At 49.0% G+C, this 14051-nt stretch carries 12 protein-coding genes; 4 read left to right on the top strand and 8 right to left on the bottom strand.

What is annotated here, in order from left to right:
* Positions 1 to 3: 3 nt before the first annotated feature.
* From IAQ59_RS11500 to IAQ59_RS11465, 8 genes are all read right to left on the bottom strand, one after another.
* The gene (locus IAQ59_RS11500; RefSeq protein ID WP_209330956.1) at positions 4 to 1221 is read right to left on the bottom strand and encodes an arginine deiminase; all 1218 of its coding nucleotides are present in this window, start codon (positions 1219 to 1221) and stop codon (positions 4 to 6) included.
* A gap of 169 nt (positions 1222 to 1390) precedes the next feature.
* Positions 1391 to 2245: a prephenate dehydrogenase gene (locus IAQ59_RS11495; RefSeq protein ID WP_209330955.1), complete on the bottom strand. Its 855-nt coding sequence runs from the start codon at positions 2243 to 2245 to the stop codon at positions 1391 to 1393.
* Positions 2246 to 2348: 103 nt separating this feature from the next.
* A complete protein-coding gene (locus IAQ59_RS11490) occupies positions 2349 to 3497 on the bottom strand; it encodes a pyridoxal phosphate-dependent aminotransferase (RefSeq protein WP_209330954.1) in 1149 nt (382 codons plus the stop codon).
* Entirely contained in the window at positions 3494 to 4339 is an 846-nt protein-coding gene (locus IAQ59_RS11485) for a prephenate dehydratase (protein ID WP_209330953.1), read from the bottom strand. Before IAQ59_RS11485 ends, IAQ59_RS11490 begins: the two co-directional genes overlap by 4 nt.
* 25 nt (positions 4340 to 4364) lie before the next feature.
* Positions 4365 to 4733 (bottom strand): DMT family protein, encoded by a 369-nt coding sequence (locus tag IAQ59_RS11480; RefSeq protein ID WP_209330952.1) that lies wholly within the window; start codon positions 4731 to 4733, stop codon positions 4365 to 4367.
* Positions 4734 to 4851: 118 nt separating this feature from the next.
* Positions 4852 to 6078, bottom strand: coding sequence for a 3-phosphoshikimate 1-carboxyvinyltransferase (locus IAQ59_RS11475; protein WP_209330951.1), 1227 nt, complete (start codon positions 6076 to 6078; stop codon positions 4852 to 4854).
* Positions 6079 to 6208: 130 nt separating this feature from the next.
* The gene (aroB, locus tag IAQ59_RS11470) at positions 6209 to 7246 is read right to left on the bottom strand and encodes a 3-dehydroquinate synthase (protein ID WP_209330950.1); all 1038 of its coding nucleotides are present in this window, start codon (positions 7244 to 7246) and stop codon (positions 6209 to 6211) included.
* A gap of 28 nt (positions 7247 to 7274) precedes the next feature.
* A complete protein-coding gene (locus IAQ59_RS11465; protein WP_209330949.1) occupies positions 7275 to 8381 on the bottom strand; it encodes a chorismate mutase in 1107 nt (368 codons plus the stop codon).
* 428 nt (positions 8382 to 8809) lie between these two features.
* On the opposite strand from IAQ59_RS11465, the gene IAQ59_RS11460 reads away from it, so the two are divergent.
* The 4 genes from IAQ59_RS11460 (at position 8810) to IAQ59_RS11445 (ending at position 14005) form a co-directional block, all read left to right on the top strand.
* Entirely contained in the window at positions 8810 to 10306 is a 1497-nt protein-coding gene (locus IAQ59_RS11460; protein WP_209330948.1) for a PAS domain-containing sensor histidine kinase, read from the top strand.
* A 148-nt stretch (positions 10307 to 10454) separates the two neighbouring features.
* The gene (locus tag IAQ59_RS11455; RefSeq protein WP_209330947.1) at positions 10455 to 11660 is read left to right on the top strand and encodes an alpha/beta hydrolase family protein; all 1206 of its coding nucleotides are present in this window, start codon (positions 10455 to 10457) and stop codon (positions 11658 to 11660) included.
* Between the two features lie 75 nt (positions 11661 to 11735).
* Positions 11736 to 12971 carry an Nramp family divalent metal transporter gene (locus IAQ59_RS11450; RefSeq protein WP_245189559.1) on the top strand — a complete coding sequence of 412 codons (1236 nt, stop codon included), beginning with the start codon at positions 11736 to 11738 and terminating at the stop codon, positions 12969 to 12971.
* 17 nt (positions 12972 to 12988) lie between these two features.
* Positions 12989 to 14005: an NAD-dependent epimerase/dehydratase family protein gene (locus IAQ59_RS11445; RefSeq protein ID WP_209330946.1), complete on the top strand. Its 1017-nt coding sequence runs from the start codon at positions 12989 to 12991 to the stop codon at positions 14003 to 14005.
* Positions 14006 to 14051: the final 46 nt, after the last annotated feature.

Raw genomic sequence — 14051 nt, 5'->3', positions numbered from 1 at the left:
GTATTAAAAGTCCGCTCGGCTGATCGGCATGGTCATACATCTTGGTCCACCCAGCCCTCGGGACAATTCCGAGGACGGGATTTCCAATACTTCCACCCCCACATCGCGTAGTGCCCGGTTGGTATGCTTGTTACGGCTGTAGGATATCACCCTTCTGGGGGAGATGGTCAGCACGTTGGCCCCGTCAAACCACTGCTCGCGTAGGGCATAATCCGGGTTGCCATTGCCGGTATGTATGATTTGGAGGTGGGGGATTTCCAACTGGAGGATCTCGGCGAGGGATTCCTTGAGAATGGTCTTCTTGATGTGGACCACCTCCTGCTCTCGACTTTTTAGAGTATAAACAGAGGTCTGTACTACCGCTTCCAGCGCATCGGGATACGTTAAGATAAGGTTTTCATCCAAGACTGTAAAAACGGTATCCAAGTGCATGAAATTTCGTTTTTTTGGCAGTTGTACTTTGTACACACGCTCGATGGTTCCTTCTGAAATTAACTGCTTGGCCAAATGATAGATAGACCGTTCGTCTGTTCGCTCGGAATCGCCCACGGCGATAGCCTTTTCTGAGAGGATGATGATATCGCCACCTTCTATGCAAGGCGGATTGTTTTGGTTGTCTTTGGGATATACCCGGTGTATTTGGTTTCTAAAATCCGGGTGGTTTTCAAACACAGCGCGTACCAGATCTGCCTCCCGCTGTCTTTCCTCGTTACGCATACTGGAAAACAGCATACCCCCCGGGCAGATAGCCGCGGTGTCCCGCTGGAAATAGAGGTTTGGAATGGGGGGTATGAGGTAGGCAAAATCCAAGAGCTCTTCCAGTTGAAGCCCTTTCATCTTACGCCTGGCTTCGTGAACCTTTATACCTGCGATAAGTGCGGTTGCGCATTCCGAAGTAGAAAGCTTCTCCATAAATTCGTCGGCCAAGTATCCCAGTCGGTATTTTTTCAGTCCCTCAGTGAGAAGTAAATGCTGTAGTTTTTTATCGAGCAGCACCTCCATCAACAGTTCATGCAGCAGGTACACCTTGGCGCCAGTGGTTTGGGAGAGTAAGGACCGGAAATAGTCATGCTCTCGTTGCATATCTTCCAGGTAAGGGACGTCCTCAAATAGCAATAGATGCTTGTTGTAGGGAGTGAGCCGGTCGATTTCCTTACCGGGGCGATGCATCAATACGGCTTTTAGCGTGCCGTATTCGGATTTTATGCGAAGGTCTGTCATAGAGGCTCTACCTGTTTAGGTTTGGAAAGACGCTCTAATTTCGCAAAATCCCGACAATATTGTACCTTTCTCCTTTAATTTATCCACGATCCCAATATAAATCCGATCTTTCTCGACTTCCCCCAAGTAGTTGGTTTTGTTCAGACAAGCAGCATCAAAAGAGCCTGCTTTACCTTCCTTTATCCAAATCCAAAATATCCCGGATTTTATTCGCCTCGGCCATTTCGTCTGCCAAGCCTTTGTAGTCTTCTGCGGCGATTTTATCCCGAAAATCCTGCATATGGGCAATGTAGGAATCCATGGCTTCCAGGAGATTTTTGCGATTTTCGACAAATATTGGGGCCCACATCGCCGGAGAGCTTTTTGCCAGACGCACTGTAGAAGCAAATCCACTGCCGGCCATGTCAAAGATGTGCTTTTCATCCGCCGTCTTGTCCAGCACCGTCTTGCCCAGCATAAACGAGGTCACGTGCGATAGATGTGATACAAATGCCAAATGCAGGTCATGGTCTTTGGGATCCATGAAACGAAGCTTCATGTTCATCAATTCAAAAAGCTCATAGGCCATACCCTTCAGGTGCACGTCTGTTTTTTCCATTTCGCAGATGATCATCACCTTGCCGTCAAACAAGGTTTCCTCTGCGGCTTTAGGGCCGGAATTTTCCGTACCGGCTATGGGGTGTACGGCCAGATAATTCGCACGTTTTGGATGTTGGGCGATTTTCTCGCAGATCAATTCCTTGGTAGAACCGAAGTCGAATACCAAGGTCTTATCTCCCGTCTCAGCGAGGGTTTGCTCCAAAAGGCTGCTCAGTGTATCCACAGGAGTAGCCAAGACCACTACATCGGTGTCCGGGTCCGGTTTTTCTTTGGCTTCTGTAATCATGCCCAAAGCTTGGGCTTGCTCCAAGTGGATAGGGTTTTGGTCGTAACCGGTGATGACCAGGTCGGGTCGCTTTTTTTTCAGCACCAAGGCAAATGATCCCCCAAGCAGTCCCAGACCAATAATGTGTATCTTTTTCATCTGTTTATAATTGTTTTTCAGTTACCATAACTTTTCCCGGTTTATTGAGATGCCTGCCTGTCCGGTAGGTAGGCTCAATTTTATGGGTAATATTGTTTGTTAATCAGTGTTCAATCCGATTCAAAGCCTCCAAAATATCTTCTTCAGAAACGCATAAGGAAAAACGGATAAAATGTTCTCCGGCACTGCCAAAGATCATTCCAGGGGTGACGAAGAGGTGCTTCTCGTGCAGCAGGCTATCGACCATTGCTAGGGCGTCGGTTCCCGTAGGGACCTTGGTCCAGACAAACATGCCGCCCGGTTGTTTCATGAGTTGCAGCCCCAGCCTTTCTGCCAGCTTCCACACCAGCTCCCTTCTACGCGAATAGATGGCGTTGTTTTCCGCAAACCAGTCTTTGCCCAGGTTGAGTGCCGCAACGGCCCCCTGCTGTAGACCCAAAAACATGCCCGAATCCATGTTGCTTTTCACCCGAAGTACTGCCTGTAGGTAGTCTTTCCGTCCTGCGAGCATCCCCACCCGCCATCCGGGGATATTGAAACTCTTGCTTAGCGAGTTCAATTCCAAGGCATGTTCTTTGGCACCGGGTACGGCCAACAGACTGATGGCTTCCTCATACAGCACAAAGCTGTAGGGATTGTCGTTGATCAATAAGATCTCGTTGGCTTTTGCAAAGTGGATCAAACGTTGAAAGAGCTCTGTGTTTCCGGCTGCACCGGTGGGCATGTTGGGGTAATTTACCCACATCAGCTTCACCCTTTTCAGATCCATTTGGGCCAGTTGCTCCCAGTTGGGCTCCCAGTTGCTGGTTTCATCCAGTTCATAGTAAAGGGGTGTGGCATTCAGCAGCTTGGTAACGGAGGTGTAGGTAGGGTAGCCGGGATTGGGGATCAATACCTCATCTCCCTCATCCAAGAAGGCCATGGAAATATGCATGATACCTTCTTTGGATCCCATTAGTGGTAGGATTTCCTGTTCGGGATCCAGGGGTACCCCATAGTACCGATCATAGAATGCGGCAAAGGAATTTCGCAGTGCCGGAATACCGGTGTAAGACTGATAGCCGTGGGCTTTTGGGTCTTCAGCCGCACTTTTCAAAGCATTGATTACATTCGGGTGCGGTGGCAGATCCGGGCTGCCGATACCCATATTGATGATCGCATGACCTGCCTGCCGAAGCTGCGCTACTTCCTTTAGCTTGGTTGAGAAGTAATATTCCTTCACCTCTCCCAGTCGTTTGGAAAATCCCTTCATATCTTTCGGTTTTGATATTCCCCGAATATTTTCACCTCACCGAAGCTCTCTTGGATCTGACCAATGGCCTGACGGAAGCGGTCGTAATCGCCGATCAGCGTGTCGATAAAAAATGCGTACTCCCAAGGCTTGTTGATTACGGGGATCGATTGGATCTTGGTGAGATCCAAGTCGTGTTCGCTCATCACGGTGAGTAATTTGGCCAGACCTCCTTTTTGATTGTGGATGGTGATTTTCAGCGAGGCTTTGGAAGGGACCTCTTTGATCTCCGGTTTCTCACGCTGAAGCAGGATAAACCGGGTAAAGTTATTTTTAACGGTTTGTATATTGGAGGCGATGATTTCCAGCCCGTAGTATTCGGCTGCTTTGGGGCTGGCGATGGCCCCTACACCCTTGAGTTTCTTTTCGGCGATTACTTGGGCAACGTAGGCGGTATCTACGTCGTCTATCAGCCGAATATGGGGATGCTGCGCAAAAAACACTTTGCACTGCAGGATGGCCATGGGATGGGATCTTACTTCATGGATATCGGCAATGCCCTGACCGGGCCACACCATCAGGTTATGGGAAATGGGAAGGTAATATTCGTCAAAAACGAACAGGTTGTGCCGGTCTATGATATCGTAATTGGGAAGGATAGCGCCTGCAATGGAATTTTCGATGGCCATGACCGCAAAATCAGCGGTACCGGATTCGACACTTTTTGCCACTTCTTCGAAGGTGTGAAAGCCACCTAAGTCGATGTTTTCGCCGAAATACTGCTGGGCTACCTGATGGTGAAAAGAACCCGGTACGCCCTGAATGGCGATGTTAAGCTTTTTGGTTTCCAATACTTCATTCATACCATTGCCTCCCTCGGGAGATTAATCATTTTTTGAATATAAAATAGACAGCCAGTAGCAAGAAGCCGAAGCCTACCAGGTGGTTCCAGCGGAATGATTCATTTTTGAAAAACAGAAAGGTAAAAGCCATGAATACTACCAATGTAATCACCTCCTGTATAACTTTCAGTTCCACCAACGAAAAGGGGCCTCCGTAAGCTTTATATCCCAATCGGTTGGCGGGAACTTGAAAGAAATATTCAAATAGGGCTATCCCCCAGCTTATCAAAATGATGGAGATCAGCCCGAGGTTTTCAAACCACTTGAGTTCTTTGAATTTCAGGTGGCCATACCAGGCCATCGTCATAAACGCATTTGATACGACCAACAGGACGATTGAATAGACCCCCTTCATCTGTTTACAATTGTTTTTCAGCGGTCATAACCTGTCCCGCACTTCCGGCGGGTCGCATGTTTGATAGTCGATCCAGTGTGTGTCGTTTGCATCATGCTCGATTCTTGCTGACACGTATCTATTGTTGAATCAAGGGTTCCACGCCTAGAAGCGACACATGCTTCCAAAAGCTGGGGTAGGACTTGTTGACTACCTCCGGATCGTCAAAAACCACCTCCATCTTAGCCATCAGAGGCATAAAGGCCATGGCCATGCGGTGGTCGTCGTAGGTATGAATCTGTACCCGGTCGGGAAGATGGTGGCTGGGGACGAGGGTGAAAACGCCCTCTTGCCGCTCTTCCAGTCCGGCATGGATTTTTGCAAGCTCCCGTTGCAAAGCATCTATTCGGTCGGTTTCCTTGATCCGTAGGCTTTCAAGCCCGGTGAAGTCACAGCTACGCCCCAACAAGGCGCAGGTAACGGCTACTGTCTGAGCAATGTCCGGACAGTGGGTAAAATCGATGTGGTCTATTCCTTCTATGGGTTTTTTGGTCAATCTGACGCCTTGGGGGTCAAATTCACTCTGTACCCCAAGTTTATCCATGATGCCTACGATCTGGGAATCTCCCTGTAGGCTATTTGCCTTTAAGCCGGTCAGATAGAGCTCTCCCTCCTCGGCGCAAGCCAACAGGCTAAACCAATAACTTGCTCCAGACCAGTCGCTTTCCACCGCAAAGCGTGTAGGCTGGTAGGATTGGGGCTTGATGGAGATGATGTTTCCTTCAAAGGTGTAGTTCACGCCAAATTCCTTCATCAGCTCCAAGGTCATCTCGATGTAGGTACGAGACCCGATCTTGCCGGTCAGTTCGAGCGTCAGCCCCTTTGGCAGCAGGGGAGCATTCATGACCAAAGCGGAAATATACTGGCTGCTCACATCCCCGCGGATTTGGAGTCGGTCGGTAAGCTGGGAGCTAAAGCCCTTTGTCCTCAAAGGTGGATAACCTTCCACTCCCAAATATTCGATGTCAGCACCTAGGCTTCGGAGGGCGTCTACCAGAATTCCAATGGGTCGCTCACACATCCGGGGGGTGCCTGTTAGCGTTTTTGTGCGGTTGGTTAGGGCGGCGTAAGCGGTCAGAAAGCGCATGGTGGTGCCGGCGTCCAAGACATCCAAGGTCTCGGGATCCTCTTGAAGCAGTCGAATCATGGTTTGGGTATCCCTTGCCTCTGCGAGGTTGCTTAGCTGATTGTCCCCTGCTGTCAGCGCATCGATAATCAGCGCCCGATTGCTTTCACTCTTCGAGGAAGGCAGTGGGATCAACACGTGGCCTAGGCGGCTTTTTCGGGGAATGGTGATCGTATTCATGTCCTTACAATGGCTTTTTCCCGTTCACAAGGTTTCCCAAAAGGTAAATGAAGGGTTTTCCGATGTGATCAGAGGAATTGTTACCGGTTAGAAATTCATTCTTTATGCATGGGTTTCCTTGAGTCCGATTTCACGGGGTAAGCTCGTTGTAATAACGCAGCGATTGGAAGATTTCATCTTTACCCACGGCAATGTTGTATTCGCAGTGGCCGATTTTGGTCAGTAGCGAAAAATTGAGTACGGATCCCTCGTTCTTCTTGTCCTGGAAGCAACGGGAGACGATGGCTTCAAAATCATCTTCCGGAATGGTGACCTTGCCAAATACCCCTAGAATTTTGGATTCGATCTTATATAGGTCTTCCGGACTCAGCCGTAGGTATTTTTGGGAGAGAAAGGCTTCTGCCAACATGCCCACTGCGATGGCTTCACCGTGCAGCAGGTGGTTCGGACTATCCAAGTAATGGGATTCTACGGCATGGCCGATGGTATGTCCAAAATTCAGGATTTTCCGCAGCCCCTCTTCCCGGGGATCTCTGCTTACCACAGCCTCCTTGATACCCACAGATACCTCGATGATATCCTTCCAATTTTGGGTCTGCCAATTTTCAGTTTTGAGGCTTTCAAAATAGTTGGCGTTGGAAATAAGGCCGTGCTTGATGATTTCTGCGTACCCGGAGCGGAGTTCTGCCTCCGGAAGGGTTTGTAAAAACACCTCACTGATGATCACGGCTTCGGGTTGGGTAAAGACCCCAATGTGATTTTTGAATCCCATGAAATCAATGCCGAGTTTGCCACCCACGCTGGCATCTACCTGAGATAGTAGTGTGGTGGGGATGTTGATAAAGCGTATGCCCCGCTTATAGGTGCTAGCGCAAAATCCCCCCATATCACCCGTGACACCCCCGCCAATATTGATCACCAATGCTTTTCGGTCAAAGCCCTCTTCGGTCATCCACTGCCAAATCTGAGTACAGGTATCCAGATTTTTGTGGATCTCGCCGGCCTCAAATGCAAAGACGGTATGATCCGGAAGGGATGACTGAAGGATGGGGTAGCAAGTCTGTACAGTATGGCTGTCTGCGATGACCCCTAGTTTCGAAAACTTACGGGTGTCGAGATAGCGCGGTATATCCTTGGCGATTTGTGCCGAAAAGATGACTTTTTCCAAAGTAAGTGTGTTTAAGAGAAGGTCAAAATTAGACGCTTTTCTTTACAGATACATCCTCTCTTAATTTTTTCTCTTGTCTTTTCACCGATTCTTCATGTATGCAATAAAGCAACTCTTTCATGAATTTTTCGCTAAGGTTCTTCTCAATGCCCTTTTGTGTTCTCGAATCCATGACAGCTTTCCAGCGTTCCGCTTGAAAGACGGTTAGGTTATGCTCGCGTTTGTGGTCACCAATCTGATCAATGATCGCAAACCTTTCCGCAAGTAGATCCAACAGTTGATCGTCGATGTGATCTACAGCCCGTCTCAAATCTTGTAGTTTTTCAGAAGGCTGCTCGGCTTCAAGCGGCTTTTTGAAATCGATGGCATCGATGATTTCCCGTAGGCGTCGGGGAGTTACTTGCTGTTTGGCGTCAGACCAAGCATTGTCGGGATCGTGGTGGGTTTCGATCATCAAACCGTCCAAGCCGAAGTTGATGGCTCGTTGGGCAGTTTCGAGCAGGCCTTCCCGGTTACCCACGATGTGGCTGGGGTCGTTGATTACTTGCATGCCCTTCCAGATTCTCTTCAGATGCATCGGCATAGACCAGTTTGGTTTGTTTCGGAACCGCTTGTCGTAGGCGTCACTGAATCCTCGGTGGATTGCTGCCAGTTTGTTGATTCCCACCGCTTGCAAACGCTCCAAGGCACCTCTCCAAAGCTCCAAGTCGGGGTTCATGGGGTTTTTTACCATCACCGGGATATCCACACCCTTCAGGGCGTCGGCAATTTCCTGCACGGCAAAGGGGTTCACCGTGGTTCGGGCACCTATCCAAAGGATATCTACGCCATGCTTTAGGGCAGATTCTACGTGGGCTGTATTGCCTACTTCGGTCGTGATGGGAATATTCAGATGATGCCTTACAATCTCCATCCAAGTGAGGCCTACTTCACCAATACCTTCAAAGCTTCCCGGTCTGGTTCTTGGCTTCCAGATACCTGCACGAAACACGTCGGGAACCATGTTGGCCTCTTTCATGTCCAAACAGATTTTTTCGATTTGCTCGGGAGTCTCCGCACTGCAAGGTCCCGCGATGATCAGGTGCTTGTCCTTCAGGCCCAAACCCCAGTCTTGTGTTTGTAAGTGATTTTCCATTTTCTTGGTTCTGGTTAATAAAAAAGGCCCGATTCCTTCGAACCGGGCCTCTTTAAGTTTATCTTTCGTTTTAGTTATTACTTAGACAATAAGCAGCTCCGATTCGACCTTGGGGACGAAAGTAAAAGTAAAAGAAGCTAAAGTAAGTAGCTGCGAATTTTTTCATGTGCCAAATTTAACCTCCCTGGGATAATAATCAAACGTTTTGCCGAAAAATCTTTACCATTTTGTAAAATAAAATTTGATGGTGTGGATTTTTTCCTATATTGGGAAAAGGATTTTCGGCAGTCCTACCCAGAGTGCTCTCCTAAAAAAGGCTGTTGGGATCCAATGTGCTATTTCTGCCGTTTCTTCTAAAAACCTATCGCTATCTTTGTTTCTTATTCAATAGCAGCACCCTTGTGTTTGCTTTCCTAACCCTCTGACAATTGCTCAATCTGCCTAGCCAACCGGAATCTCCCGGATTTTTTGAACATTTAGCCATGCATTCTATGGACATGGTCAGTGTACACGATCTTGACGGAAATATCAGGTACCTCTCTCCTGCGGCCTTGGAATTGACCGGATATTCGGTTGAAGAACTTCAACGGGGAGGTTTTCGGGCGCATTTGCCGTTTTTAAAGGATCAGGAGGCATACTCAAACGCATTCAAAGGCATGTCGGATGGGGAGAGTCAGGTGTCCCTCACCTTTCGATTTCGTACAAAAGGAGGCATGCTTAGATGGTTTGAAACACGTATGAAGAAAATCGATGCCATCGTGGAAGGTACGGGACAGCTACTATTGGTCACGCGGGAGGTCTCCGAACGGATGGCTACTGAGGAGGAGGTAAAAAAACTATCCCTCATAGCACGCCAAACCAGCAACTCGGTGGTCATTACCGATATTGACGGGAAGATCACCTTTGTAAATCCCGGATTTGAAATCATCACAGGGTACCGTGAATCCGAAGTAATGGGAAGAAAGCCCGGTGATTTTCTTCAGGGCGAGGAAACAGACCCTGCCGTGGTGGCCGTCATGAGGCAGGCGATTGCTGCGTTTCAGCCTTTTTCAGTAGAAGTCATCAATTACAGTAAATCGGGTAAGAAATATTGGCTCCGGATATTCGCAGAGCCCATGTTGGATTTCGAGGGGCAAAGACTCGGTTTTTTTTCCATTCAATACGATATTTCCCAACAGAAAGAATACGAGGCCAAGATTGATCAGCTAAATCAGCAACTAAAGCGGCAAAATGACCGGCTGGAAGAAAGTAACTCGGCACTACAGGATTTTGCCTATGTTGCCTCTCACGACCTGAAAGCTCCCCTACGTCAAGTCATCGGTCTTGCAGAGCTGATCATGCGCAAACGGGAATTGCTGACGCCAGATAAGTTGGAGGAACTGTTGGAGGTGATCTACAAGGCATCCCGGGATATGAACCAAATGATAGAGGGATTATTGGAATATGCCCGCTCAGGTATAGTCAATGAGGAGCTGCAATCGGTAGCGCTGAACCCACTTTTTGCCGCTATTCAGGGCATTTTTGAAGAGGAAATTAGGCAGTCACATGCAGATTTTATCCTTCATGCCGAAGTAGACAGCGTCACGGTTTACCCAGTTCTTTTTAAACGGCTGCTTATCAATTTGGTGGGCAATGCCCTAAAGTACCGTAGTGAAGCCAATCCCATCATTCAAGTTTCCTGTACCCGGGAGCAGGACGGATTTTTGATAGCCGTCACAGACAACGGTATTGGCATTCCCGCCGATAGACAAGAAGCAATTTTTAAGCGGTTTGCCCGCCTTAATATGCGAGAAGACAGCAATGGCATCGGACTTTGGGCCTGTAAAAAAATCGTTGAGCTCCATAATGGATCCATCAGCGTCGATAGTCAGGTAGGGAAGGGGACTACGTTTTCGGTGCGTGTCCCTCTTTTAACAGGTGATTAGACCACATGGGATGTGCGGGTTGCCGTTTTTATGGCTTAATTTTTAGGGAAGCTTCCTATTGTGGTTTTTGGAGGCAAAAGTGATCATTCGTTTTGCCCAGTCAATTTTTAGTCCTAAATTTTGGGTACGCAAACGAAGCCATTCGCCTATGTCCCAGCCTAACTTATTTGTAACCTACCTCTTGGTTTTTGGCCTTTTGCTGTTTTGGATTTGTCCCCTGGCCTTTGCACCGCTCTTGGCCCGGCAGAGCAGCGACAATCAGATGCGGCATCAGTCTTCGGTAGCTTGGGAAGCAATTGCTCCCTACTTCTCTCCCCCCGCCGCTTTAGATAACAGTTTTGGTGATTACCGTAGTCCGCTGCTTTTTGAAAACGGCAAACAGGCCAGGAGCAAAAGGGCATGGAAGCACAGAAGATCCGAGATCTTACGTAAATGGCATGGGCTGATGGGGACTTGGCCCCAGATAAACGAACGCCCTGCCACTGAGGTGCTGCAGGTCGAGGAAAAGGAAGGTTACCTTCAGAAAAAAATTGCCTTTGAATGGGTGCCGGGCCAGCGCACTACGGCATACCTATTGATCCCCTATGGGGCGGTTAAGAGCGCTGCCGTTATAACCGTCTATTACGAACCCGAGACCGCAGTGGGTTTGGGCAGGCCGGATTTAACAGATCGGGACTTTGCCCGGCAATTGACTCGGCGTGGCTTTGTGACGCTGTCGCTTGGTACCACGGAATCAACCCTAAATGAGACCTACTCTATCTACTATCCTTCCATTGAGCAGGCCACCGTGGAGCCGCTGTCTATGTTGGCATATGCCGCTGCCACGTCATGGCATTTGCTGGCACAGCTGCCGGAGGTGGATCCCGAAAGAATCGGTATTATGGGGCATTCCTATGGCGGGAAATGGGCCATGTTTGCGTCCTGTCTGTACGATAAGTTTGCTGCCGCGGCCTGGTCTGATCCCGGCATTGTATTCCAGCAGGACCGGCCGAGTATTAATTACTGGGAGCCTTGGTATTTGGGATATCATCCCCCACCCTGGAGGGCGAGGGGCATTCCTACTGCCGATAACCCGGCAGTAGGGCTGTACCCTAGGTTGTTGGCGAAAGGGATGGATTTACACGAGCTGCATGCACTGATGGCCCCCAGGCCTTTTCTGGTTTCGGGGGGATCGGAAGATCCGCTTGAGCGATGGATTCCGCTAAACCACAGCAGGGCGGTAAACAAACTTCTGGGGCATACCGACCGCCTGGGAATGACTAACCGACCCGAACATGCGCCTAATGAGGCTTCCAATCAGGTTATCATGGATTTCTTCAGCTATTTTCTAAAGCTCCAATCCGATTCCCGTTGATCGAAAAATTTAGTATATTGGCAGACTTTTGCCAGTTAGTGGGCATGCGTTAGCTTTCATCCAAACCAACAGATATTGAAAGAGTCACATTTCGTAAAACCCAACTACCCAGGACCGATCCAACGTTGGTGGAAGTCCCTGGGACCGGGCATCATTACCGCAGCCTTGGTATTCGGGCCAGGGAGTCTAACCATAGCCTCGAAGCTTGGGGCGGTATTCAGCTATGACCTGTTGTGGGTGCTGGTAATTACAACAGTGCTAATGATGACCTTTACAGGTATGGGGGCCCGTATCGGATTGGTCAGCAATCGGTCTCTATTGGATTGTTTTCGAGATCGCTGGGGACGCTGGGCGTCCCTCTTGGCAGGTTTTGGGATTTTTTTGGTGACAGCTTCATTTCAGGCGGGAAATACTATCGGAGCCGGGTTGGCATTTGCGGAGTCATTCGGGACGTCTACGGCACCTTGGATACTGTTTATCTCTTTGGCAGCGATTTCCCTTCTATTTACCCGCTCGTTCTACAGTATATTGGAAAAAGTCATGGTGAGCATGGTGGGGATTATGTTGATTTCCTTTTTGTTCACGGTGATCATCGCAAAGCCCAATTGGAGCCAGATTTTACAGCGCCTCATGCCTTCGGTTCCGGATGGATCGTTGTTGTTGGTTGTCGCATTGGTAGCCTCCACGTTTTCCATAGGGGGGGCTTTTTATCAATCCTACTTGGTGCAGGAGCGAGGTTGGAATGCCTCCTCTGCTAAGCAGGCAAAACGAGAGGCTTTTACCGGGATCTTGGTTTTGGGGTTGATCTCTGGAATGATATTGATAAGTGCCGCCACCATTCTTTTCCCTCAGGGCATTCAGGTCAATTCGGCATCAGACATGGGCAAGGCGCTGGAGCCACTTTATGGGGACTTCGCCACCCATATCTTTATGCTGGGATTATTCGGTGCATCGTTTTCCTCCCTGGTGGGTAATGCCACCATCGGCGGGACGTTATTTGCAGATGCACTGGGTTTGGGAAGGGATCTGAACAGCAGACCGGTGAAGCTATTGATCTCATTGGTCATTGTACTGGGTGCTACGGTTGCGTTGGTGTTTGGAAGACTTCCTCTGGAGCTTATTGTATTTGCGCAGGGTGTTACGATTTTTGTGGTGCCCTTTATAGGTATGGGCATGTTCCTCATAGCGGGTGATACGAAGCTCATGGGATCCTTGGCAAATAGCCGTCTCGCACGGGTGCTGGGCATTCTTGGCATTCTCGTATTGCTTTTCCTTGCGTGGACCAATTTTAAGAATCTCTTTTTATCATAAAAATTTAGTCAAAAGAAATGAATTCATTGCATGAATTGGAGCGGAAGCTGGCCACACCTAGCCGGGCATGTGTGGAAGACATGGCGAAAATAAAGGGGGATATCCTCGTGTTGGGAGTGGGTGGTAAGATGGGGCCTAGCTTGGCAAAGCTGGCTGTGAATGCCCTTCGGCAGGCAGGCTCCTCCAGTAGGGTTATTGGGGTTTCGCGCTTTTCGGAGGCAGGTGTGAAGGATGACCTGATTCGGCATGGCGTGGAGGCTATATCTGCGGATATACTCGATGATGGGGAGCTGTCCAGATTACCCAAGGTGGAGAATGTCATCTACATGGCCGGAAGGAAGTTTGGCACCCATGGCAATGAACACCTTACTTGGGCGATGAATGCCTATTTGCCGGGAAGGGTGGCCGAGCATAACCGGGACGCCCGAATTGTCGTGTTTTCCTCTGGAAATATCTACCCCTTCGTGTCGATAAGCTCCGGTGGGGCTACCGAGGAGACTGCACCGGGGCCTGTGGGAGAGTATGCGCAATCCTGCTTGGGCCGGGAGCGTATCTTTCAGTCCTTTAGCCACCGTTACCAAATTCCCATGCTTATTTACCGGCTGAATTATGCCATTGACATGCGATACGGGAATTTACTTGAAATCGCTAAGATGGTCCAGGAAGATAGAGAAATCGATGTTACCAATGGGTATATGAATGTGATCTGGCAGGGTGATGCGAATGAAATTGCCCTGCGTTCCTTACTTCACTGCGAAGTGCCTGCCAAAATCCTTAACGTCACCGGTCCGGAAATCATTGCTGTTAGATGGGCGGCAGAGGAGTTTGGGCGGTTATTTGGCAAACAACCAAGAATTATCGGTCAGGAGTCCCCCAACGCATTGCTAAACAATGCCGCTCGGTGCCATAGGCTGTTCGGCTATCCCAGCGTCACCCTTGGGGAAATGATGGAAATGACATACGAGTGGGTTATTCAGGGAGGAGAGACCTTCAATAAACCAACGCACTTTCAAGAGCGATCCGGAAAATATTAGGCGAAACATCCCTTCCAATCGATAGCTTGCAAATGCTCTCGGCAAA

Origin of the sequence: Lunatimonas salinarum (genome assembly GCF_017811155.1) — a bacterium.
GTDB classification, from domain to species: Bacteria; Bacteroidota; Bacteroidia; order Cytophagales; family Cyclobacteriaceae; genus Lunatimonas; species Lunatimonas salinarum.
This window is presented reverse-complemented; position numbering and strand designations above follow the sequence as displayed.

Excerpts from the sequence above, each read along its gene's own strand:
- IAQ59_RS11500 (WP_209330956.1), bottom strand. The coding sequence starts at position 1,221 with ATGACAGACCTTCGCATAAAATCCGAATACGGCACGCTAAAAGCCGTA.
- IAQ59_RS11495 (WP_209330955.1), bottom strand. The coding sequence starts at position 2,245 with ATGAAAAAGATACACATTATTGGTCTGGGACTGCTTGGGGGATCATTT.
- IAQ59_RS11490 (WP_209330954.1), bottom strand. The coding sequence starts at position 3,497 with ATGAAGGGATTTTCCAAACGACTGGGAGAGGTGAAGGAATATTACTTC.
- IAQ59_RS11485 (WP_209330953.1), bottom strand. The coding sequence starts at position 4,339 with ATGAATGAAGTATTGGAAACCAAAAAGCTTAACATCGCCATTCAGGGC.
- IAQ59_RS11480 (WP_209330952.1), bottom strand. The coding sequence starts at position 4,733 with ATGAAGGGGGTCTATTCAATCGTCCTGTTGGTCGTATCAAATGCGTTT.
- IAQ59_RS11475 (WP_209330951.1), bottom strand. The coding sequence starts at position 6,078 with ATGAATACGATCACCATTCCCCGAAAAAGCCGCCTAGGCCACGTGTTG.
- IAQ59_RS11465 (WP_209330949.1), bottom strand. The coding sequence starts at position 8,381 with ATGGAAAATCACTTACAAACACAAGACTGGGGTTTGGGCCTGAAGGAC.
- IAQ59_RS11455 (WP_209330947.1), top strand. The coding sequence starts at position 10,455 with ATGTCCCAGCCTAACTTATTTGTAACCTACCTCTTGGTTTTTGGCCTT.
- IAQ59_RS11445 (WP_209330946.1), top strand. The coding sequence starts at position 12,989 with ATGAATTCATTGCATGAATTGGAGCGGAAGCTGGCCACACCTAGCCGG.